We start from the raw sequence: 19,820 nt of genomic DNA, 5'->3' as shown, positions 1-19,820 counted from the left end.
GCCGGCCGTTCCGTGCTGGCCCCGGCCGTTCCGTGCTGGCCCCGGCCGTTCCGTGCTGGCATGGCCGTTCCGTGCTGGCCCCGGCCGTTCCGTGCTGGCATGGCCGTTCCGTGCTGGCCCCGGCCGTTCCGTGCTGGCCTGGGCGAGCCCTGTCGCTCGCTCTGAGCCCGGGGGGCTCACTCGCCGGGGAGCGCTGGCGTCACCGGGGAGCGGCATGCCCTGGCCACGCGCCGGTCGAGGGGCGGGGGCCCGGGCGTGTGCGCGTCAGGCCAGGAAGTCGAGCAACGCCTTGTTGATTGGTTCCGGACGCTCCAGCGGGGCCAGGTGGGCGGCGTCCGGCACGTCCGGCATCCGTACGCCCTGCGGTGCCTCGGCGGCGATGCGGTCGGCGAGCCGGCGGAGGTCCGCGACGTCATCGGTGCCGGTCCCGACCAGCACGGGTACGGCCAGCTCGGCGAGCCGGTCGATCGCCGGCGGGTCCAGCTCGCCCACCTCGACGGCACTGAGCGCCTGCTCGGCCGCGAGGGCACGCTGGTCCATCTCCTCCGTGAAACGGATCAACTCGGGGTCGACGTCCTCAGGGCGGCGGGTCGGGCCCACCACCCAGAACCGCACCTCGCCGGCGGCGGTGGCCGCGAAGTCCTCCGGGTCGACGTCGCCGACCAGGTCCTCCCAGAGCTGCTCGGTCTCCTCGGACCATTCGTTGCCGGAGACGGGAGCGCCGAAGAGCGCCAGCGCGGAGACCCGGTCGGGGTGGGCGAGCGCGGTGTCCACGGCGACCCGGCCGCCGAACGAGCAGCCGACGAGCGCGGCGCGGGGCAGGCCGAGCGCGTCCAGCAGGCCCACCACGTCGTCGTGGTGGGCGAACGGCGCCGGCGGCAGCTCGGACTCGCCGTAGCCGCGCAAGTCCACGGCCAGCACCCGGTGCAGGGTGGACAGGGCGTCGATCTGCGCCCGCCACATCCGCCGATCCGCGATGCCGGCGTGCAGCAGCACCACCGGGGTGCCCTCGCCGGCGTCGTCGTACGCCAGCGTGGTGCCGTTCACTTCGATCTTGGTCATCGGAGGACCGTAGTCAGGGGCCGGTTGGGCACGCAAGTAGGTTGCCGAGATGCTGCTAACTTTGGCAAGCATTCTGCTTGCAGCAGTTAGCACTCTGCGTTACCGTCGGGTCATGGCCACCGGCAAGGACCTCCCCGACATCGGCGGGTTCATTCGCGACCTGCGGCGCAACGCGAAGATCTCGCTGCGTCAGCTCGCCGAGCAGGCGGGGGTCAGCAACCCGTACCTCAGCCAGATCGAACGCGGCCTGCGCAAGCCGAGTGCCGAGGTGCTACAGCAGCTCGCCAGCGCCCTGCGGGTCTCGACCCCGGCGATGTACCTGCGGGCCGGGCTGTTGGACGACAAGGAGGGGCACGGTGTGCTCGCCGCCATCGCCGTCGACCCCGACCTGACGATGGCCCAGAAGCAGTCCCTCAGTCAGATCTACGAAACCTTCCGCCGGGAGAACGTCCGCCTCGCCGAGGCGACCGCCGCTGCGGAGAACGCGGCCCACGAACCACCCGCCGCGGGGCAGCCGGCCACCCCGACGGAGTCGGCGGCACTGGTCAACCCCGCCGCCACCGGACCCACCACACCGGAGGGCACCCCGACCGAGGCGGTCCTCGAGTCGGTCACGGTCACCGAGGCCGGTCTGGCACCCGCCCCGCCGAGCATCAGCACCCCCGAGAAGAAGGCCGCGGAGTCGGCCGAGGAGGAGACGCCATGAGCGAGCCGAAGACCAACCGCATCCCGGCCCCGATCTACGCCGCCGCAGGTGCGGGCGAGCTGGCGCTGGAGCACCTGCGCAAGCTGCCCACCGTGGTGAGCGACCTCGGCACCCGGGTCGTCGCCGATCTCGGCGGCAAGGCCGTCGTCACCGGCTTCGAGCTGCGCGAGAAGGCCAACGAGACGCTGCGTACCGCCAGCGCCCTGCGGGAGAAGGCCGCCGCGGGCGACCTCGACCTGAACCGGCTGCGTGAGGTGGCCGACCTGGAGAAGCTGCGCGCGGCGGTCGACCCGGACAAGCTGCGTGCGGCGGCCACCCGCAACGCGGCCGCCGTCCTGGCCGGGGCGCAGGTCGCGCAGGAGCGGGCGCTCGCCGCGTACGGCGCGCTGGTCGCCCGGGGCGAGCGCGTGGTCGGCGCCGGCGTACTGGAGGCCGCCGAGACGGTCAACGCCGACATCGAGGCGACCGAGGCCGACATCGAGCCGGCGCGGGCTGTCGCCAAGCCGGCCGAGGCGAGCTCCGCCGAGTTCGCCGTCCCGGCCGAGGTGCCCAGCCCGACCGACGTGGCGAAGGTCATCGAGGCCGCTCCGGCCGCCGTCGAGACCGAGGCCAAGGGCGCTCCGGCGAGGAAGCCCCGGGCCACCAAGGCGACGAAGCCGGCCGAGACCCCGTCGGCGAAGCTGCCCCGGGCCACCAAGCGGACTCGGCCGGCAGCCGAGTAATCCACCGCACCGGCGACCCCGGAGGCGTCCTTGTCGGACGTATCCGGGGTCGCCGACATAAGCTTGCCGTCATGGCCTACGCCGCGCCGATCTTCGCCTTCGAAGTCCGCACCGTGATCGAGCTGATTCTGCTCGTCTTCGCGCTGATCATTCAAGGCGTCGCCCTGGTGCACGCCATCACCCAGCGGTCCGACGCGTTCAACGCCATCGGCACCCTGCCCAAGGGCGGCTGGATCGCGATCCTGGCGGTCTGCCTGGTGCTCACCCTGCTCGGCTTCGGTCCGATCAGCCTCTTCGGACTGATCGGCATCGCGGCCGCGCTGATCTATCTGCTGGACGTCCGGGGCGGGCTGCGTGACGTCAGCGGCGGCAGAGGGTCTTGGTGAGAGGCTTCCGCTGGCCCCCGCCACCGGATGGTGGCCCGCGCACCTGGGGCCCCGGTCCTGGTGCTCCGCGGACCGGCCGTCCCGCCCTGCCCGAACCGGACACCGAACTGGTCACCACGCCGCACGGCGTACGGCTGGAGCGGCTGATCACCGGTGCCGGTGATCCGGTCACCGTGTTCGCGCACGGGCTGGGCAACGGTATCGCCACCACCAGGCCGTTCGGCAGCGGAGTCACCGGCCGCAAGATCTTCTTCCAGTTCCGCGGGCACGGCCGTTCGGACGCGCCGCCCGGGCCGTGGAGTTACGCCGACCTGGCTCGGGACGTCCGGGCGATCGCCGATCTCAGCGGCGCCACCCGCGCCTTCGGTGCCAGCCTCGGCGCCGGCGCGCTCTGCCGGCTGCTCTCGCAGAGCCCGGAGCGCTTCGAGCGGCTGGTGTTCTTCCTGCCCGCCGTGCTCGACCGTCCGCGCGGCGAGGTGGCCCGGCAGCGGCTCACCGCTTTGCTCGACGCGGTCGAGAGCGGGGACGCCTCGGCGGTCGCGGAGGCGGTCAGCGTCGAGCTGCCGGCCGCGATCCGTAACACGCCGGCCGGGTGGGCGTACCTGCGTCAGCGGCTGGACCAGCTGCTCCGCGACGGGCTCGCTCCCGGGCTGGCCGGTCTCCCCGAGCAGGTCGCCCTGCCCGACGCCGCAGTCCTGTCGGCGGTCAGCGCGCCCGTTCTGGTGATCGCCTGCGCGGGTGACGACCTGCATCCGGTCGAGGTCGCCGAGCAGCTCGCGGCCGCGCTTCCCCAAGCCACCCTGCACGTGTACGACCGGCCGCACGTTCTCTGGACCGAACGCGCCGATCTGCGTGAGCGGATCTCCGCCTTCCTCAACGAGTAACCTGCCCTGACATGGGTGTCACACATCACGGCCGGACGCACCGGCTGGACCTCGCCGACCCGACCCTCCGCGAGTGGGAGTGCACGGTGCTGCACGCCGACCCGGAGCAGGGCATCGTGCTCGACCGTTCGGCCTTCTACCCGGGCGGAGGTGGTCAGCCGCCCGACCACGGAGTGCTGCTCTGGCAGGGCGTACAGACCCGGATCGTCGGGACCCGCAAGGGTGACGACCTCTGGCTGATTCCCTTCGAGGGTGATCCGCTGCCGCCGGTGGGCAGCACGGTCACCGGCGCGGTGGAGGACGAGCGGCGTACCCGGCTGATGCGCACCCACTCCGGCCTGCACGTGCTCTGCGGTGTGGTGTTCCGCGACTTCGGCGCGCTGGTCACCGGCGGCAACATGGAGCCGGGCGAGGCCCGGATGGACTTCAACCTGCCCGAGGTGCCGGCGGACTTCAAGGCGCGGATCGAGGAACTGGTCAACGCCGAGGTGGCCGCCGACCGGTCGGTGGCCGTCCGGGTGCTGCCCCGGGTGGAGGCGCTGGCGCTGCCGGACATCATCCGTACCCAGTCCAACCTCATTCCTCCGGACGAGCAGGAGGTGCGGATCGTGGACATCGTCGGGTTGGACGTGCAGGCCGACGGCGGCACCCACGTCGCCTCCACCGCGCACATCGGGAAGGTGCAGGTGGTCAAGGTGGAGAGCAAGGGCCGGGCGAACCGCCGCGTACGCATCCGGCTCGTCGACTGACAGGATGCTCGGGCGTTCAGTCGGCGGCGCGGCGGGCGCGCAGTGACCTGACCTTGTGGCGGTTGCCGCAGCGTTCCATCGAGCACCAGCGGCGTTGGCCGGGGCGCGAGGTGTCCACGAAGACGAGGTAGCAGTTGGGGGCGCCGCATTCGCGGATCCGCCCGGCGTGCGCGCCGGTGAGGAGGTCGATCGCGTCCCGGGCGATGGTGGCGAGGGCCTGCCCGCCCCGGGCCGGGAGGGACCATTGCCGGGATCCCCCGGCGGTCAGCTCGGGAGCGAGGGGTGCCCCTGCCGCGACCTGGTTGAGCGTGGCCAGGTCGGCGGGGGTGGCGGTGAAGTCGGCGGGGTCGTCGCTCGGTGGCCCGCCGCCGGTCCGCGCGCACACCAGGCGCCACAGCGCGTCCCGTAGTCGGCGGGCGGTGGTCAGTTCCTCGGGGTCGACCTTCAGCCGGTCGGGGTCGAGGTGGAGTCGGGACAGCGCGAGCCAGCCGGCCAGGTCGTCGGGGTGGTGCAGGGCTTCGTAGCGGCGGCCCACCGGCCCGGGTCCGCCGGTCGTGAGGAACTCCAGGCACAGCGCGCCCGGGTCGAAGCGGTAGCGGGTGCCGTTCCAGGAGACGAGGGTGAGTCCGCTTGTGTCGTCCGTCACGTAACCACTATAAAGGGTTACATGGACGGTCCGCGCTGGGCGGGTCGCCGAGCGGAGGTGCGGACGCGATGGCCCTGAACTGGAAGCTCGTCATCGACTGCGCGGACCCGATCGCGTTGGCCCGGTTCTGGGCGGCGGCGCTCGACTACGAACTGGAGGACAACAGCGTCCTCGTCGACCGGTTGGTCGAGACCGGTGCGATCGGCCCCGAGACGTACGTCGAGATCGACGGGCGCCGCGCGTTTCGTCAGCTCGCCGCGGTGCGCCACCCGGACGACCCGGTCGACCCGGCCAGCGGCACCGGCCTCGGCCGCCGGCTGCTGTTCCAGGCCGTGCCGGAGCCCAAGCGGACAAAGAACCGGCTGCACATCGACCTGCACGCCGGCCCGGCCGACCGCGAGGTGACGGTGAAGCGACTGACCGCCCTCGGCGCGAGCGTGCTGCGCGAGGTGGACGAGTACGGCAGCCGGCACACCACCATGGCCGACCCCGAGGGGAACGAGTTCGACGTGCAGTGATCCGGTGCGCCAGCAACGTCAGCGCGGCAGGTGGGCGGCGCGCACGTCGAGCAGCCAACGCTCCACCGTCGCCTCGTCGGGCCGGTCCGGCAGTGGGGTGCGGGTGCGGGCGAAGTCCTGCTCGGCCTCCGCGAGCAGCGTTCGGGCGGCGTCCAACTCGCCGGCGGCCACCCGCTCACCGAACGTCCGGAACCATTGCGGGTCCTCCAGCCGGATCTCCAGCACACCGGTGGCGTAGAGCTTGCGCCCCTGATGCAGCAGCCGGGCCAGGTGGCGGGCGTGCTTGGCGGTCCTGCGGCGCACATCGGCGGAGAACGTCCCGTCGCCGCGCGCCTCCAGCTTCCGGAACTGCTGGGACGCGTACCCGAGGTAGGCCTCGCGGACCCGGGGTGCGCTGAGGAACGCCGACCGGATGGCGACGAGCCGTTCGCCGAACCCGGTACGTGTCTCGTAGCAGTCCTCGGGCAGCCAGGCCAGCTCGGTGGCGGTCGGGTTGCCGCTCAGGGCGAGGCGGCACCACTTCCGGGCCTCGTGCAGTGTCACGTCGGGATCGGTGGTGACCACCGACTCGCGGGGCGGGTACAGGCCGTGGAAGGCGACCGTGGGCGCGGCGAAGATCCCGATCCGGTCGGTGTCCGAGCCCGGCCCGGACAGTCCGTACGCGACCGAGCCGACGATGCCGGAGAGCAGCAGGTGCATGCGGGGATCATGACGGACGGCACCCGATCGGAAAACCGGACTTTCGCTGTCAGGTATCGGTGACAGCCTCGCCGTATGACGAAACCGCTGACAGGAAAGGTCGCTCTGGTGGCCGGAGCGACCCGCGGAGCAGGCCGGCAGATCGCCGTCCAGCTCGGCGCGGCCGGGGCCACCGTCTACGCCACCGGTCGCAGCAGCCGGGCCGGCCGATCGGAGATGGACCGCCCGGAGACGATCGAGGAGACCGCCGAACTGGTAACCGCAGCCGGCGGCGAGGGCATCGCCGTGGTGGTCGACCATCTGGTCCCCGAACAGGTGCGGGACCTGGCCGCCCGGATCCACGCCGAGCAGGACCGGCTCGACGTGCTGGTCAACGACATCTGGGGCGGTGACCCACTCGTCACCTGGCACGAGCCGGTCTGGAAGCAGCCGCTGGACGCCGGTCTGCGTACGCTGCGGCTAGCCGTCGACACCCACATCATCACCAGCCACTTCGTGCTGCCGCTGTTGATCCGTCGGCCCGGCGGACTGGTGGTCGAGATCGGCGACGGGACGAAGGCGTACAACGACGAGAACTACCGGCTCTCGGTCTTCTACGACCTGGCGAAGGTCTCGGTGAACCGGCTCGCCTTCGTCTGGTCCCACGAGTTGAAGCCGCACGGTGGCACCGCGGTCGCGCTCACGCCCGGCTGGATCCGTTCGGAGTCCATGCTGGAGCACTTCGGGGTCACCGAGGAGAACTGGCGTGACGGGGCGGCCAAGGATCCGCACTTCCTCATCTCGGAGACGCCGGCGTTCGTCGGGCGCGCGGTGGCCGCCCTGGCCGCCGACGAGGACCGGGTCCGCTGGAGCGGCCGGTCGCTCTCCGCCGGCGAGCTGTCCCAGGTGTATGGCTTCACCGATGTCGACGGCAGCCGGCCGGATGCCTTCCGCTACCTCAGCGAGGTGGCCGACGCCGGCCGACCCGCCGACGTCACCGGCTACCGCTGACCGGCGACGGCCCCGGCTACCGCCGACCGTCCGCGCTCGGCGGGGCCGGGGACGGGTCCGGGTCGGCGTAGAGCCGGCTCATCCGCTCGGCGGCCCCGGCCAGCCGGGCACGCAGCCCCGGTGGGTCGAGCACCTCCACCTCGGGGCCGAGTGCGAGCAGCTGGGCGTACGCCACCTCGACGGACTCGACGGGCAGCCGCAGCACCACCCGACCCTGCCCGTCGGGGCCGTCGGCGGCGGCGACGGCCTCGTCGTACACGAAGGGAGCGTCGACGAGGTGCCGGAGCGCGCGCAGGCCGGCGGCGCTCAACCGCACTGTGACCTCGGCCCGGAGCATGCTCCGCAGGAACGCCTCGGCCTGCTCCCGCCAGTACGCGGCCAGGTCGAAGCTCTCGTCCCGGTCGAACGCTCCCGCGTCGACCTCGACATCGGTGACCCGATCGACCCGGTACGTCCGGTGGTCGTCGCCGACCCGCCCGACCAGATACCAGGTGCCGCTCTTGAGCACCAGGCCGTACGGCGCCAGCTGCCGGGCGACCTCCCGGTCGCCGCGCCGGTAGCGCAGCCGGACCGTGCGGTCCTGCCAGACGGCCCCGGCCAGCTCGGTGAGCCACGGCGGTGGCCCGGCCTCCCGGAACCAGCCCGGCACGTCCAGGTGGAATCGCTGCCCGGTGCGAGCGGGCGCGTCGCGCAGGCTCGCCGGCAGCGCGGCGAGCAGCTTCAGTTCGGCGGACGCGACCGCGTCGGCGAGCCCCATGTCGCCGGCCGGCCCGGGCAGCCCGGCGAGGAAGAGCGCCTCCGCCTCGCCCCGGGTCAGTCCGGTCAGCCGGGTCCGGTAGCCGCCGAGCAGGCGGTAGCCGCCGGCCCGGCCCCGGTCGGCGTAGATCGGCACCCCGGCGGCCGAGAGCGCCAACACGTCCCGGTAGACGGTTCGCTCGGAGACCTCCAGTTCCCTGGCCAACTCGGCCGCCGTCATCGTCTCCCGAGCTTGGAGCAGCAGCACCAGGGAGATCAATCGGGACGCGCGCACCCGTTCATCCTGCCCCGGCGGCCTCACCGCCCGCCGGGCGTGAGCAGGCCCCGGTCGTACGCGGCGGCCACCGCGGCCGCCCGGTCGTTGACGCCGAGCTTGGCGTACACGTGCAGCAGGTGGGTCTTGACCGTGGCCTCGCTGATGAACAGCAGCGCCGCGGCCTCCCGGTTTGACGAGCCGCGGGCCACCAGGGTGAGCACTTCCAGCTCGCGCTGGCTGAGCGGCTCCTCGGCCGGGGCGCGTAGCCGCCCCATCAGCCGGCCCGCCACGGCGGGTGAGAGCACCGATTCGCCACGGGCCGCCGCCCGCACCGCACGGACCAGCTCTTCCCGGGGTGCATCCTTGAGCAGGTAGCCGGTCGCGCCCGCCTCGATCGCCGGCAGCACGTCGGCGTCGGTGTCGTAGGTGGTCAGCACGAGGACCTTGGCGGCGTTGCCGGAGCGGGCCAGCCGGCCGATCGCCGTCACCCCGTCCATGCCGGGCATCCGCAGGTCCATCAGCACCACGTCCGGGGTCAGGTTGGCGGCCAGCGCCAGCGCTTCGGCGCCGTCACCGGCCTCGCCTACCACCTCGAAGCCCGGGTCGCCGGTGAACATGCCGCGCAGCCCGTCCCGCACTACCGGGTGGTCGTCGACGATGAGCAGTCGTACCGGGACGGTCAACCGGCACCTCCGGGAAGCGCGGGCACGGACGCCGAGACGGCGGTGCCGCCGCCCGGCTCGGACTCGACTGTCAGCTCGCCACCGACCCCGGTCACCCGCTGCCGCATCGCGGTGAGGCCGTACCCGCCGTCGGTCTGCCGGGGCGCGGGTCGGGCGTCCGGGTCGAAGCCGATCCCGTCGTCCCGGACGTCCAGCGTGACCACGTCCGTCATGTACGACAGGGTCAGCCCGACCCGGGAGGCCTTGGCGTGCCGGGCCACGTTCGCGAGCGCTTCCTGGGCTGCTCGCAGCAGCGTCACCTCGACCTCGGGATGTAGCGGCTGGGCGTGGCCGGTGACGCTCACGTCGGTGCGCACCTCGTTGATCATCGACCAACGCCGGGTCAGCTCGCCGAGCGCGTCGGGCAGCCGGGCGGACTCCAGCGCCTCAGGGCGGACCGCCTGCACCGAACGCCGCGCCTCGCTGAGGCTCTCCCGGGCCAGGCCGATCGCGGTGTCGACGTGCCGCTGCCAGTCGGCCCGCCGGTCCCGGGCCTGCCCGGCCGCCTCCAGTTGGGTGATGATGCCGGTGAGGCCCTGTGCCAGCGTGTCGTGGATCTCCCGGGCCATCCGCTGCCGCTCGTCGGTGACCCCGGCCTCGCGGGCCTGGGTGAGTAGTTGGGCGTGCAGGCCCTCGTTCTCCCGCATCGTCTCGGCCAACCGGCGGTTTGTCTCGGCCAGCTCGTCGACGAGGCGCTTGCGGTTGGCGTGCTGCCGCTCGGCGATGCTGCTGAACCAGACCATCGCGCCGGCCGCGCCAAGGTTGAACAGCACCAGCACGCACCAGAGCAGCCAGTGCGACAGGGAGGCCGGCATGCCGCCGCCCTGCGCGGTGGCCGCCAGGACAGCCGAGATGGCCACCCCGACGAATCGCCATATGCCGGGCAGCAGCAACGAGTGCAGGAAGCCGGCCCAGCTGAAGAAGCCGTACCAGGGACTGATCAGCACCAGCACGGCGCTGAGCACGAGCAGCCCGACGTAGTAGACGAACATCAGCGTGCGGCGGGCTGCCCAACCGGGGTGCAGGTTGACGAAAAAGGCGACCCAGCACGCGGCGATCGCGGCGACGAGCAGGTGCGGGGCCAGCGGGAGGCCCAGCGGCGCCGGCGCGGCGGTGGTGAGCAGCGCCCCGACGGCCAGCCCGACGTACGGGAGCACCCGGTGTAGGCGCGCCTCCCGGGCCTCCCAGGCCGACAGCCGGTCGACCTGCTCCGCGGTGCTGGTCATCGGGCCCTCGCTCACTCCCAGCGGAACAGCTTCGCCGCGGTGGCGCCTGCGATCACGGCGATCACCGTCATTATCGCGAGTGGCAGCGGTTGTGGTGCATCGGCGGTCCAGGCGTCGAGGAGCGCCTGCACGCCGGGTGGGGTGTAGTCGCCGATCCGGACCAGGAAGTCGGGCAGCAGGAACCGGGGCAGATAGACCCCGCCGAAGAACATGGTCACCATGAACACCGGCACGGCCAGGCCCTGTGCCGCCTTGGTTGTCCTGGCCATCGCCGCCACCAGCAACCCCAACGCGAGCAGGGCCGCCGTGCCGAGGACGAGGGCCAACGTGAAGCCCAGTGGGTGCCGGGGCAGCGGCACGTCGAAGGCGAGCCAACCGACGCCGATGAGCAGCACGGCGCCGACCAGGATGGTGGCGAGCGAGATGACCAGCTGGGCGGCGAGCAGCGCGGCCGGACTGGCCGGTGTGGTGGCCAGTCGACGCAGTACGCCGCGTTCCCGATAGGTGGCCAGCACGATGGGCAGGATGTTCACCGCCGACATGGCGAGCGTGATCACCAGCAGCGAGGGAGCGAAGTACTCGATGAAGGCCCGGTCGCCGAACTGCGGATTCCGCTCGCGCCCGGCCGGGATCAACCCGAACACCACCAGCAGCGCGAGCGGCAACGCGATGGTGATCAGCGGCGAGGTGAAGTCCCGCAGGTAGAGTCTCGTTTCGATCTTGAGGATCTGCCCGAAGGCGTGCATGTCGGTTCTCCCTCAGTCGGCGGGCCGCTGCCCGGTCAGCTCGACGAAGGCGTCGTCGAGGGTGGACTGCTCCAGCCGCAGGTCGGCGGCGACGATCTGGTTGCGGGCCAGGACGGCCGTGACCGCGTGCAGCAGTTCGCCGGTGCCGGTCACCACCACCTGGGTGCCGCTGCGGGTCACCGCACTCACCCCGGGCAGGTCGGTGAAGAGGTGGTCCTCCACCGGGCTGGACGGCCGGAACCGGATCCGCTGCTCGGGTACCACCCGTGACACGAGGCCCACCGGGCTGTCCAGCGCGACGACCCGGCCGCCGTCGATGACCGCCACCCGGTCGCAGAGCCGCTCGGCCTCCTCCATGAAGTGGGTGACCAGCACGATCGTCACGCCGCGGTCCCGGACCCGTTCGATGAGCCCCCACGTGTCCCGTCGGGCCTGCGGATCGAGCCCGGTGGTCAGCTCGTCGAGGATGGCGACCTCCGGGTTGCCGACGAGTGCCAGCGCGACGGAGAGTCGCTGCTTCTGGCCGCCGGACAGCTTCTTGTACGGCGTGTTCCGCTTGTCGCCGAGCCCCAGGTCGTCGATCAGGCGGGCCGGTTCGGCCGGGTCTCGGTAGAACGAGGCGTAGAGTTCCAGCGCCTCGGCCACCCGCAGCCGGTCCGGCAACTGGCTCTCCTGGAGCTGCACTCCGACTCGTTGGCGGAGGCGGGCCCCGTCCCGACGGGGGTCGAGCCCGAGGACCGACACACCGCCGCCGTCCGGGGCGCGCAGTCCGGACACACACTCCACCGTGGTGGTCTTGCCGGCGCCGTTCGGTCCGAGGACGCCGAAGATCTCCCCGGCCTCCACGCTGAACGACACGTCCTCCACCGCCACCAGATCGCCGTACCGCTTGTGCAGGTTGGTCACCTCGATGACCGGCATCGCACCGCCCTTCCTCGTGGTTCGTACTTCTCAGGGTCGTGGCGCGGACCGGGCTGGGCATCGGCCGGCCGGGGACGATCAGGTGCGACGGAGGAGTACCTTCGCGGTCCATCAACCGGTTGATGTGCGATCGGTCGTTAGGCTCTGCGAGCGTGGACGTGACCAGCATCGCCCGCCCGGTGACCGGGGCCGCCAGCCGCTTCTTCTCCGGAGCGGGACTGCTGCTGCGAGGCATCGCCCTCTACGTACGCAGCCCGAAGTTGATGCTGCTCGGCATCGTGCCGGCATTGATCTCCGGCGCGCTCTACCTCGCCGCGTTCGCCGCCCTCGTCTGGTTCGTCGACGACCTCGCCGCGCTGGTCACCCCGTTCGCGGACGACTGGTCGACGGCGTGGCGCAACGTGTTGCGGGTGGTTGCCGGGGCGGCGATCCTCGGGCTCGGTGGCCTGCTCGGCGTGGTCACCTTCACGGCGGTCACCCTCGTCATCGGCGACCCCTTCTACGAGGCGATCTCCGAGCGGGTGGAGGACCGGCTCGGCGGCACGCCGGGGGCGGTGGAGGTGCCGTTCTGGTCGTCGCTGCGCCGCAGCCTCGCCGACTCCGTACGTCTGGTGGCGCTCTCCACCGCGGTCGGCATCCCGCTCTTCGTCGCCGGTTTCCTCCCGCTGGTCGGTCAGACCGTGGTCCCGGTGATCGGGGCCGCGGTCGGCGGGTGGTTCCTCGCCGTCGAGCTGGTCGGCGCGCCCTTCTACCGGCGCGGTATGCGCCTGCCCGAACGGCGGGCGTTGCTGAGGGCGGACCGGCCGACCGCGCTCGGCTTCGGGGTGGCGGTCTTCCTCTGCTTCCTGATCCCGCTCGGCGCGGTGCTCGTCATGCCGGCCGCAGTGGCGGGCGCCACCCTGCTGGCCCGGCGCGCGCTCGGGCAGCCGATCCAGGAGAGTTGACGCGCAGGTCACCCCTCCGCCCGCGGCTCTCGGGCCTGTTTGACGACACCGTGTTGATAACATGCCGACATGGTGTCGATAATTCGCGAGGACGAGTGCTGATGTTCCTCGCCATTCGTGAGCTGAACTTTGCCCGGCTGCGGTTCGCCCTCATGGGAGCCGTGATCGCGCTGATCGCCGTACTGATGGTGATGCTGTCGGGGCTGTCGGTCGGGCTGGTGCGCGACGGTGTGTCCGGGTTGCAGAACCTGCCCGTCACCTCCTTCGCGTTCGCTCGAAATGTCCAGCACGACTCCGCGTTCTCGCGCAGCGTCGTCGACATCTCGGCGGTCGACGCCTGGGCCGCCCAGCCGGGCGTGGCGCAGGCGGCCCCGTTCGGGAACTCGCTGGTGAACGGGCGTACCGACCGGGGGACGGAGGTCGATCTCGCGTTGTTCGGAGTCCGACCCGACTCGTTCCTGTCGCCCTCGGTCAGCGAAGGCGAGCGGTTGGGGGCGGCCGACGGGATCGTGGTCAGCCCGACAGTGCTGGATGCGGGTCTGCGGGTGGGTGACACCGTCACCGTGGCTCGGCTCGGTACCCGGTTGCGGGTCGTCGGGGTGACCGAACAGCAGGACACCTTCGGGCACGTGGACGTGGCGTACCTGCCGTTGGCGGCGTGGCAGGCCATCAGGTCCGGCACCGCACCCGGTGTGGAGTTGCCGCAGCGGGCCGCAGCGGAGATCACGGCGGTGGCGATCCGCGCGGACGACGGGAAGTCCGTCGACCTGGCCGCGGGCGACGCGGTCGCCGGCACCGAGAGCATGACGCTGGCCGAGTCCTACGGAGCCTCGCCCGGATACACCGCCGAGACGACGACCCTGCAGCTGATCCAGGGCTTCCTGTACGCGATCTCGGCACTGGTGGCCGGCGCGTTCTTCGCGGTGTGGGCGATCCAGCGCAAGGCCGAGGTGGCCGTCCTGCGGGCGCTCGGCGCCTCGACCGGCTGGGTGTTGCGCGATGCCGTGACGCAGGCCTTCGTACTGCTGGTCGCCGCAGTGGCCGTCGGCGTCGGTGTCGGGCTCGCGCTCGGCGCCGCCATCACCGGCAGCGGCATCCCGTTCGCGCTGAGTATGCCGAGCGTCTCCGCGGCCGCGGTGGGCCTCGTCGTCCTCGGCCTCGTCGGAGCCGGTGCGGCGGTCCTCCGCATCACCTCTGTCGACCCCGCCACCGCACTGGGAGGAAACCGATGAGTAGCCGACCCGCTCCGACCGCTTCGACCACGCCCGCTGACAGCTTGCCCGAGCGGCTCGGGTTGGTGATGCGAGCGGTGTCCCTGCGGCACGGCGACGCCGCCGAGACGGTACAGGCGCTCGACGAGGTCGATCTGACGGTACGGCCGGGCGAGCTCGCCGCGATCGTCGGGCCGTCCGGTGCGGGCAAGTCCAGCCTGCTCGCCGTCGCCGGTGGCCTGGTCCGGCCCGACCAGGGCACCGTCACCGTCGCCGGTCAGGACATGACCGTGCCGAGCCGTCGCGCGCGGACCGCCCTGCGTCGCCGGCACGTGGGGTTCGTCTTCCAGTCGGGCAACCTGCTGCCCGCGCTGACCGCGGCCGACCAGGTGCGCCTGCCCCTGCGCCTGGGGCCACGCCCGGCCCGGTCCGGCCGCGATCCGCTGGAGCTGCTCGCCGACGTCGGCATGGCCGACAAGACCGGCCGGCGCCCGCACCAACTGTCCGGCGGGGAACGCCAACGCGTCGGGATCGCCCGGGCGCTGGTCACCGAACCCAGCGTGCTGCTGGTGGACGAACCGACGGCGGCCCTGGACCGGGCCCGCAGCCACGACATCGTGCAGCTCCTGGCCCGCGAGGCCAAGCAGCGGTTGGTCGCGGTGGTCATGGTCACTCACGACCACGATGTGCTGCAGTACTGTGACACCGTCTACGAGATGGTCGACGGCAGGCTCGCGACCAGCAGGTGACCGGGACGGCAGGGTGCGGGCGCGGCGCATGACCAGACAGGCGCGTCCGTCCGGAACGAGGGAGGCGGCGTGCCGAAGATTCAGGCCGCCACCGTCGCCGAGCATCGCGCCTCCCAGCGCGCCGCGCTTCTCGACGCGGCCCGCACCCTGCTGTCCGAACATCCCGAGCGGATCCCCGGCCTGGCCGAGGTAGCCCAGCACGCCGGGCTCGCCCGGTCGAGCGTCTACTCGTACTTCAAGTCCCGGGCCGACATGTTCGACGCCCTCGTCACCGACACCTTTCCCCGGTGGTCGGCCTACGTCGAGAAGCACATGGAAGCCGCCACCACACCGGGGCAGAAGATCCACGCCTACGTGGAGGCCAACCTGCAACTGGTCGCCCGAGGCGACCACGCGTTGGCCCGCGCGCTGGCGTCGGCCGGCAGCAGCGAGACGTTGGCCTCCTCCAGCCGGCTCATGCACGACCGCCTGGAAGCCCCGCTGCGGGCCGCGCTCACGGAGCACGGCTCCTCGGACGCGGTCCGGATGGCCGAACTCGTCCAGTCGATCGTCTACGCCCTCAGCCGCATGATCGAGGGAGGGCTCGCTCTGAAAGCGGCGAGCGGGCTCGCCCGCGAACTGCTCGGCCCGTACCTCGACGGCCATGACAGCTGAGTCGTCGGCTCGACGGTGCGCCCGCCCGGACGGCGGGTGCTGCTGAGGGCTCGGACAGTCCACAGAGAGGGGATGACGTGCGGCTCACCCTGGTCCAGGGAGACATCACCGCCCAGCAGGTCGACGCGATCGTCAACGCCGCCAACTCGTCGCTGCTCGGCGGCGGTGGCGTCGACGGCGCCATCCACCGCAAGGGCGGTCCGGAGATCCTGGCGGAGTGCCGGGCGTTGCGCGCGTCCCGCTACGGCCGGGGACTACCCACCGGTCAGGCGGTCGCCACCACGGCCGGCCGGCTGCCGGCCCGCTGGGTGATCCACACCGTGGGCCCGGTCTGGTCGGCGAGCGAGGACCGCTCGTCGCTGCTGCGTGACTGCTACACCAACAGCCTCGCCGTCGCCGAGGAACTGGGCGCGGCCACCGTCGCCTACCCGCTGATCTCCGCGGGCATCTTCGGCTGGCCCGTCGAGGACGCGGTCCGCCAGGCGTCGACCGTGCTGCGCCTGGCCACTCCGGCGCGGGTCACCGAGGCCCGGCTGGTCCTCTTCGACGCCGGCACGTACGCGACCGCCGAGCGGGTCGCCGCGGCGGGCTGAGCCCGCCCGCGCCAGGGCGGCGCGGGCGTGCCGAGGGGCGTGCGTCACCAGGTGATGCGCAGGTTCATCGCTGTCCTCCTTTCGGCAGCCACCACGCTAGGTCCGGTCGATTATTAGAGCGATCCTATTTTTAGGTCGGTGCCATGTATGCTTCCGGCGTGAGTACCGACAGCGGCCTTCGCGAACGCAAGAAGCAGCAGACCCGGCAGTCCATCTCGGACGTGGCGACCCGGCTGTTCCTGGAGCGCGGCTACGACCGGGTGACTATCGCGGAGATCGCGGCGGCGGCCGGCGTGGCGAAGATGACGGTGACGAACTACTTTCCCCGCAAGGAGGACCTGGTCCTCGACATCGCCGACGAGTTCGTCGCGCTGCTCGCCCGTACCGCCGCCGACCGGCCCGCCGGGGAACCGGTGCTGGACGCGCTCCGCCGGCGTTACGCGGACGCGGTATCGCGGCGAGAGGCGGTGGTCGGCTTCGCCGGCGCACCCTTCGTCCGGCTGGTGGAGGAGAGCCCCGCGCTCACCGCCCGCCTGCGTGAACTGTTCGAACTGCGCGAACGGGCCCTCGCCGCGCAGCTCGCCGCCGAGCCGGCGACGGCCGCGGACGACCTGACGGCGCGGCTGCTCGCGGCGCAGCTCGCCGGGGCGTACCGGGTGCTCTTTGACGAGGCGTTCCGGTTGGTTCGTGGCGGGCACGACGAGGGACAGCTGGCCGAAGCTCTCGCCCAAGCCGGGTCGCGCGCCTTCGACCTGCTCGCCGCCGGGGTGAAGTGACATGGCGGAACCCCTGCGACTGATGGCCGTGCACGCCCACCCCGACGACGAGTCCAGCAAGGGCGCCGCGACCCTCGCCCGGTATGCAGCCGAGGGGGTCGACGTACTGGTGGTGACGTGCACCGGCGGCGAGCGCGGCGACGTGCTCAACCCCGCGATGGACCGGCCGGAGGTACGTGCCGACCTGAGTCGGATCCGCCGGGAGGAGATGGCCCGGGCGGCGGCGCTGCTCGGCGTACGGCAGCGGTTCCTCGGCTTCGTCGACTCCGGGTTGCCCGCCGACGGCGCCGACCTACCCGTCGACGCGTTCGCCCGGCTGCCGGTCGCCGACGCGGCGGCCCCGTTGGTCGCGGCGATCCGCGAGTTCCGGCCGCAGGTCATGGTGACGTACGACCCGACCGGCGGATATCCCCATCCCGACCACGTGATGGCCCACCGGATCGCGCGGTACGCCTTCGACGCGGCAGCCGACCCGGCCACCCACTCCGGAGCGGGTCCGGCCTGGGCCGTCGCGAAGCTCTACTACCTGGTGTCCTTCAGCCGGGCCTGGTTCCAGGCGCTGCACGACGCGACCCGGGCCGCCGGCCTGCCCTCCGCGATGGACGAGGTGCTTCGGGAACTGCCCGACGAGCTGCCGGAGCCCCGGGTGACCACCAGGGTCCGGTGCGCCGAGCAGTTCGCCACCCGCGATCGCGCACTGCTCGCGCACGCCACTCAGACCGACCCGGCCCACCCCTTCTTCGCGCATTCCCGTGACGTCGAGCGGCGGGTCTGGCCGACCGAGGACTACGAACTGGCCGAGGCGCGGATCCGGGTGAGCCTGCCCGAGGACGACCTGTTCGCGGGCCTCAGCTCAACTCGCGCAGGCAGGACCAATGAACGGCCACCGGCCGGTAGCCGAGCCGGGCGTTGACCGCCAGCATCGGCGCGTTCGCCTCGTCGTTCGAGGTGTACGCGACCCGCACCCCACCGGCCGCGGCCCGGTGCAGGGCCGCCTGTTTGGTCAGCCGGGCCAGCCCGCGTCCGCGGTGGCTCGGCAGGGTGGCGGTGTAGTCCGACCACATCCGGTCGCCGTCCCGCTTGACCAGGCTGAACGCCACCACCTCACCGTCGGACTCGGCGGCCGTGCTGGCCGCCCTGTCCAGGCCGAGGTTCTCCCACACGTCCCAGAGCCAGTACTCGTAGGTGATCGCGTCGGAGGACACGTCGCCCGGCTCGTCCGAGGCTGTGGCGACCTCGGCCGCGTACACCAGCCGCGGGTCCAGCTCGGCCAGCGCCCGCCACCGTACGCCCGGCAGCTCCGCCGGCATCGGCGGTGCCGGACGCAGTTCGAGCGCCGAGTAGCGCAGCTCGCGACTGGGCGTGAAGCCGTGCCGGCGGGCGAAGGGAAGCGCCTCCGGCTGCGCCCAGGTGCGGACCCGGCGTACGCCGAGCGGGCGGAGGTGACCCAGCGCCGCGTCCAGCAGGGCGGCGCCGACGCCTCGACGGCGTTGTTCGGGATGTGTGTGCAGCAGGGACAGTTCACCGAAGTCGGGCTCGGACGTCCGGATGTTCCGGAACGCCGACACCCAGCCCACCACCTGGTCGTCGACCTCGGCGACGAAGGCCGTCCAGTCCTCGCCCGACGGGGGCTCGGAGATCATCTTGCGGGTCGAGGCCTCGCCGCGTACCAGGTACGGGTGGACGAGGGCGCGGAGCGCCACCACGGCCGGCGCGTCGTCGGGAGTGGCGTGGCGGATCTGGAAGTCAGCCATCGTGGCGCACCGCCGCGACCGCCTTGATCCCGACCAGCTGCTCGGAGCAGCCGCGCACGGTGCGACCCTCGCTGTCCAACGGGTCCGCACCGACGGTGAAGACCAGCCGGTCCGGCGGTTCGAGGGCGGCCGCGTAGGCGTACTCGGCGACGTCGGAGAGGGCGGGAACGGGGATCAGGCGCGCGGGTCCGGTCACTCGGGCAGACTATTGGCGAGCCGCCCGATCCTCGACCCATTAACCGTGCGGCCGGCCTCCCCGAGCCGCCATTGATCGCCCCCGGCCGCCCGGGCCGGCCCGGCTCAGGCGAAGTCGCGCGGGATCAGCTGACCCGAAGGCCCTCCAGCAGGCCACGGTCGCCTGTCACGTCCAAGGTGTCGAAGCTGACCCGGCCCCAGAGAGCGAGCAGCAGATCGCTGGCGGTGCCGCTGACCAGCGCCCGCGCACGGTGGTCGTCGTGGTCGAGGATCGTGTCGGTGTCCAGCAGCGCCACACCTTCACCCCGCAACCGCAGGTACCACTGCTGCGCCGCATCGGCCGCGACCAACTGCACCACGCCGTGCCACTGCCCATGGGTGCGGCGCTTGCCCGCCGGTAGCCAGGTGTCCAGCACCTCGCTCACCCCGTCGGCCGCGAGCTTCGCCTCGACCGGCTCACCGGCGGCGATGGCGAGCTGGGCGTCCCAACGGTGCACCGCGGTCTCGTGCGCCGCCCGGCGCGGCCAGAAACCGGCCCGCTTCGGCTGCGGCGCCCAGTTCCACGCCGGGGCCTCCGGGTCCAGCCCTTCGAGAACGGCCACCAGCTTGTCGTACCCCTGCCGCCAGTACTCAAGCGCGGTGACGCCCGGCTCCGGCGCGCCCTGCGCCGGACGCTCCGCCGGAGCGCTGGTGACCCCGGAGCCGGCGAACGAGGAGACCCAGTGGTAGAAGGCGCCGACGTGCAGCGTCAGGTCGGCGACGGTCCAGCCGGGGCAGGAGAGCACGGGTGTCTCCGGCGGCGCCTCGGCCACCGCCGCGGCGAAGGCCGGTCCCTCCATCCGGAGAGCGCCGATCCAGAAATCCTTCGTGCCATGCAGTCTGCTCATCGCCATCCTCCCGGGGGTGACCCGGCTACCAGTGAGTGCCGCGGCTACCCCTCAGCCTAGGGTGAAGG

At 72.4% G+C, this 19,820-nt stretch carries 24 protein-coding genes and 1 pseudogene; 14 read left to right on the top strand and 11 right to left on the bottom strand.

Annotation, left to right across the window (positions count from 1 at the left end):
- Nucleotides 1–264: 264 nt before the first annotated feature.
- Nucleotides 265–1,062: an alpha/beta hydrolase gene (locus AB0F98_RS21985; RefSeq protein WP_357738098.1), complete on the bottom strand. Its 798-nt coding sequence runs from the start codon at nt 1,060–1,062 to the stop codon at nt 265–267.
- Nucleotides 1,063–1,174: 112 nt separating this feature from the next.
- On the opposite strand from AB0F98_RS21985, the gene AB0F98_RS21980 reads away from it, so the two are divergent.
- From AB0F98_RS21980 to AB0F98_RS21960, 5 genes are all read left to right on the top strand, one after another.
- The gene (locus AB0F98_RS21980; RefSeq protein WP_357738096.1) at nt 1,175–1,768 is read left to right on the top strand and encodes a helix-turn-helix transcriptional regulator; all 594 of its coding nucleotides are present in this window, start codon (nt 1,175–1,177) and stop codon (nt 1,766–1,768) included.
- Nucleotides 1,765–2,490, top strand: coding sequence for a hypothetical protein (locus AB0F98_RS21975; protein WP_357738095.1), 726 nt, complete (start codon nt 1,765–1,767; stop codon nt 2,488–2,490). The genes AB0F98_RS21980 and AB0F98_RS21975 overlap by 4 nt, the downstream gene beginning before the upstream one ends.
- A 71-nt stretch (nt 2,491–2,561) precedes the next feature.
- Nucleotides 2,562–2,876 carry a DUF2516 family protein gene (locus AB0F98_RS21970; protein ID WP_357738093.1) on the top strand — a complete coding sequence of 105 codons (315 nt, stop codon included), beginning with the start codon at nt 2,562–2,564 and terminating at the stop codon, nt 2,874–2,876.
- On the top strand, nt 2,873–3,760 hold the full coding sequence (locus AB0F98_RS21965; protein ID WP_357738091.1) for an alpha/beta hydrolase: 888 nt from the start codon (nt 2,873–2,875) through the stop codon (nt 3,758–3,760). Before AB0F98_RS21970 ends, AB0F98_RS21965 begins: the two co-directional genes overlap by 4 nt.
- 11 nt (nt 3,761–3,771) lie before the next feature.
- On the top strand, nt 3,772–4,509 hold the full coding sequence (locus tag AB0F98_RS21960) for an alanyl-tRNA editing protein (protein ID WP_357738089.1): 738 nt from the start codon (nt 3,772–3,774) through the stop codon (nt 4,507–4,509).
- A gap of 16 nt (nt 4,510–4,525) precedes the next feature.
- Here AB0F98_RS21960 and AB0F98_RS21955 read toward each other — a convergent pair whose 3' ends face one another.
- A complete protein-coding gene (locus tag AB0F98_RS21955) occupies nt 4,526–5,155 on the bottom strand; it encodes an ABATE domain-containing protein (protein WP_357738087.1) in 630 nt (209 codons plus the stop codon).
- 68 nt (nt 5,156–5,223) lie between these two features.
- Here AB0F98_RS21955 and AB0F98_RS21950 point away from each other — a divergent pair, with 68 nt between their 5' ends.
- Nucleotides 5,224–5,673, top strand: a complete 450-nt coding sequence (locus AB0F98_RS21950; RefSeq protein WP_357738085.1) for a VOC family protein — start codon at nt 5,224–5,226, stop codon at nt 5,671–5,673.
- Nucleotides 5,674–5,691: 18 nt separating this feature from the next.
- Here AB0F98_RS21950 and AB0F98_RS21945 read toward each other — a convergent pair whose 3' ends face one another.
- Entirely contained in the window at nt 5,692–6,372 is a 681-nt protein-coding gene (locus AB0F98_RS21945) for a nucleotidyltransferase domain-containing protein (protein WP_357738083.1), read from the bottom strand.
- 75 nt (nt 6,373–6,447) lie between these two features.
- Here AB0F98_RS21945 and AB0F98_RS21940 point away from each other — a divergent pair, with 75 nt between their 5' ends.
- Entirely contained in the window at nt 6,448–7,362 is a 915-nt protein-coding gene (locus tag AB0F98_RS21940; RefSeq protein ID WP_357738081.1) for an SDR family oxidoreductase, read from the top strand.
- A 16-nt stretch (nt 7,363–7,378) separates the two neighbouring features.
- On the opposite strand, the gene AB0F98_RS21935 is transcribed toward AB0F98_RS21940, so the two are convergent.
- Genes AB0F98_RS21935 through AB0F98_RS21915 form a run of 5 tightly spaced genes read right to left on the bottom strand, consistent with a single transcriptional unit; the run spans nt 7,379 to nt 11,989 of the window.
- Entirely contained in the window at nt 7,379–8,392 is a 1,014-nt protein-coding gene (locus AB0F98_RS21935; protein WP_357738079.1) for a YafY family protein, read from the bottom strand.
- Between the two features lie 23 nt (nt 8,393–8,415).
- A complete protein-coding gene (locus tag AB0F98_RS21930; RefSeq protein ID WP_357738077.1) occupies nt 8,416–9,057 on the bottom strand; it encodes a response regulator transcription factor in 642 nt (213 codons plus the stop codon).
- Entirely contained in the window at nt 9,054–10,322 is a 1,269-nt protein-coding gene (locus tag AB0F98_RS21925) for a sensor histidine kinase (protein WP_357738075.1), read from the bottom strand. Before AB0F98_RS21925 ends, AB0F98_RS21930 begins: the two co-directional genes overlap by 4 nt.
- Nucleotides 10,323–10,333: 11 nt before the next feature.
- Nucleotides 10,334–11,068: an ABC transporter permease gene (locus AB0F98_RS21920; protein WP_357738073.1), complete on the bottom strand. Its 735-nt coding sequence runs from the start codon at nt 11,066–11,068 to the stop codon at nt 10,334–10,336.
- 12 nt (nt 11,069–11,080) lie between these two features.
- Nucleotides 11,081–11,989 (bottom strand): ABC transporter ATP-binding protein, encoded by a 909-nt coding sequence (locus AB0F98_RS21915; RefSeq protein ID WP_357738072.1) that lies wholly within the window; start codon nt 11,987–11,989, stop codon nt 11,081–11,083.
- Nucleotides 11,990–12,111: 122 nt separating this feature from the next.
- On the opposite strand from AB0F98_RS21915, the gene AB0F98_RS21910 reads away from it, so the two are divergent.
- From AB0F98_RS21910 to mca, 7 genes are all read left to right on the top strand, one after another.
- Complete coding sequence (locus AB0F98_RS21910) at nt 12,112–12,933, top strand: EI24 domain-containing protein (protein ID WP_357738070.1); 822 nt, start codon at nt 12,112–12,114, stop codon at nt 12,931–12,933.
- A gap of 101 nt (nt 12,934–13,034) precedes the next feature.
- Nucleotides 13,035–14,165, top strand: a complete 1,131-nt coding sequence (locus AB0F98_RS21905; protein ID WP_357738068.1) for an ABC transporter permease — start codon at nt 13,035–13,037, stop codon at nt 14,163–14,165.
- Nucleotides 14,162–14,893, top strand: a complete 732-nt coding sequence (locus AB0F98_RS21900; protein ID WP_357738066.1) for an ABC transporter ATP-binding protein — start codon at nt 14,162–14,164, stop codon at nt 14,891–14,893. The genes AB0F98_RS21905 and AB0F98_RS21900 overlap by 4 nt, the downstream gene beginning before the upstream one ends.
- Nucleotides 14,894–14,962: 69 nt before the next feature.
- A complete protein-coding gene (locus tag AB0F98_RS21895) occupies nt 14,963–15,547 on the top strand; it encodes a TetR/AcrR family transcriptional regulator (RefSeq protein WP_357738064.1) in 585 nt (194 codons plus the stop codon).
- Nucleotides 15,548–15,624: 77 nt separating this feature from the next.
- Entirely contained in the window at nt 15,625–16,140 is a 516-nt protein-coding gene (locus AB0F98_RS21890) for an O-acetyl-ADP-ribose deacetylase (RefSeq protein ID WP_357738062.1), read from the top strand.
- 158 nt (nt 16,141–16,298) lie between these two features.
- Nucleotides 16,299–16,916 (top strand): TetR/AcrR family transcriptional regulator, encoded by a 618-nt coding sequence (locus tag AB0F98_RS21885; protein ID WP_357738060.1) that lies wholly within the window; start codon nt 16,299–16,301, stop codon nt 16,914–16,916.
- 1 nt (nt 16,917) lies between these two features.
- Nucleotides 16,918–17,829 (top strand): mycothiol conjugate amidase Mca, encoded by a 912-nt coding sequence (gene mca / locus AB0F98_RS21880; protein WP_357738057.1) that lies wholly within the window; start codon nt 16,918–16,920, stop codon nt 17,827–17,829.
- Here the strand turns inward: mca and AB0F98_RS21875 are convergent.
- The 3 genes and pseudogenes from AB0F98_RS21875 to AB0F98_RS21865 all read right to left on the bottom strand — a co-directional run bounded on the left by AB0F98_RS21875 (nt 17,765) and on the right by AB0F98_RS21865 (nt 19,752).
- Nucleotides 17,765–18,670 (bottom strand): GNAT family N-acetyltransferase, encoded by a 906-nt coding sequence (locus tag AB0F98_RS21875; protein ID WP_357738056.1) that lies wholly within the window; start codon nt 18,668–18,670, stop codon nt 17,765–17,767. The genes mca and AB0F98_RS21875 overlap by 65 nt on opposite strands.
- Before the next feature lie 55 nt (nt 18,671–18,725).
- A pseudogene (locus AB0F98_RS21870) lies at nt 18,726–18,866 on the bottom strand (RidA family protein); the annotation flags it as partial.
- 124 nt (nt 18,867–18,990) lie between these two features.
- The gene (locus AB0F98_RS21865) at nt 18,991–19,752 is read right to left on the bottom strand and encodes a maleylpyruvate isomerase family mycothiol-dependent enzyme (RefSeq protein WP_357738054.1); all 762 of its coding nucleotides are present in this window, start codon (nt 19,750–19,752) and stop codon (nt 18,991–18,993) included.
- Between the last annotated feature and the right edge of the window lie 68 nt (nt 19,753–19,820).

Origin of the sequence: Micromonospora sp. NPDC023737 (genome assembly GCF_040639715.1) — a bacterium.
In the GTDB taxonomy this organism is placed as follows: Bacteria; Actinomycetota; Actinomycetes; order Mycobacteriales; family Micromonosporaceae; genus Micromonospora.
This window is presented reverse-complemented; position numbering and strand designations above follow the sequence as displayed.

What these genes read in the sequence shown, in the direction of transcription:
- AB0F98_RS21985 (WP_357738098.1), bottom strand. Translation starts at nt 1,062, where the DNA reads ATGACCAAGATCGAAGTGAACGGCACCACGCTGGCGTACGACGACGCC.
- AB0F98_RS21980 (WP_357738096.1), top strand. Translation starts at nt 1,175, where the DNA reads ATGGCCACCGGCAAGGACCTCCCCGACATCGGCGGGTTCATTCGCGAC.
- AB0F98_RS21975 (WP_357738095.1), top strand. Translation starts at nt 1,765, where the DNA reads ATGAGCGAGCCGAAGACCAACCGCATCCCGGCCCCGATCTACGCCGCC.
- AB0F98_RS21970 (WP_357738093.1), top strand. Translation starts at nt 2,562, where the DNA reads ATGGCCTACGCCGCGCCGATCTTCGCCTTCGAAGTCCGCACCGTGATC.
- AB0F98_RS21960 (WP_357738089.1), top strand. Translation starts at nt 3,772, where the DNA reads ATGGGTGTCACACATCACGGCCGGACGCACCGGCTGGACCTCGCCGAC.
- AB0F98_RS21950 (WP_357738085.1), top strand. Translation starts at nt 5,224, where the DNA reads ATGGCCCTGAACTGGAAGCTCGTCATCGACTGCGCGGACCCGATCGCG.
- AB0F98_RS21945 (WP_357738083.1), bottom strand. Translation starts at nt 6,372, where the DNA reads ATGCACCTGCTGCTCTCCGGCATCGTCGGCTCGGTCGCGTACGGACTG.
- AB0F98_RS21940 (WP_357738081.1), top strand. Translation starts at nt 6,448, where the DNA reads ATGACGAAACCGCTGACAGGAAAGGTCGCTCTGGTGGCCGGAGCGACC.
- AB0F98_RS21925 (WP_357738075.1), bottom strand. Translation starts at nt 10,322, where the DNA reads ATGACCAGCACCGCGGAGCAGGTCGACCGGCTGTCGGCCTGGGAGGCC.
- AB0F98_RS21920 (WP_357738073.1), bottom strand. Translation starts at nt 11,068, where the DNA reads ATGCACGCCTTCGGGCAGATCCTCAAGATCGAAACGAGACTCTACCTG.
- AB0F98_RS21915 (WP_357738072.1), bottom strand. Translation starts at nt 11,989, where the DNA reads ATGCCGGTCATCGAGGTGACCAACCTGCACAAGCGGTACGGCGATCTG.
- AB0F98_RS21910 (WP_357738070.1), top strand. Translation starts at nt 12,112, where the DNA reads ATGTGCGATCGGTCGTTAGGCTCTGCGAGCGTGGACGTGACCAGCATC.
- AB0F98_RS21905 (WP_357738068.1), top strand. Translation starts at nt 13,035, where the DNA reads ATGTTCCTCGCCATTCGTGAGCTGAACTTTGCCCGGCTGCGGTTCGCC.
- AB0F98_RS21900 (WP_357738066.1), top strand. Translation starts at nt 14,162, where the DNA reads ATGAGTAGCCGACCCGCTCCGACCGCTTCGACCACGCCCGCTGACAGC.
- mca (WP_357738057.1), top strand. Translation starts at nt 16,918, where the DNA reads ATGGCGGAACCCCTGCGACTGATGGCCGTGCACGCCCACCCCGACGAC.
- AB0F98_RS21875 (WP_357738056.1), bottom strand. Translation starts at nt 18,670, where the DNA reads ATGGCTGACTTCCAGATCCGCCACGCCACTCCCGACGACGCGCCGGCC.
- AB0F98_RS21865 (WP_357738054.1), bottom strand. Translation starts at nt 19,752, where the DNA reads ATGAGCAGACTGCATGGCACGAAGGATTTCTGGATCGGCGCTCTCCGG.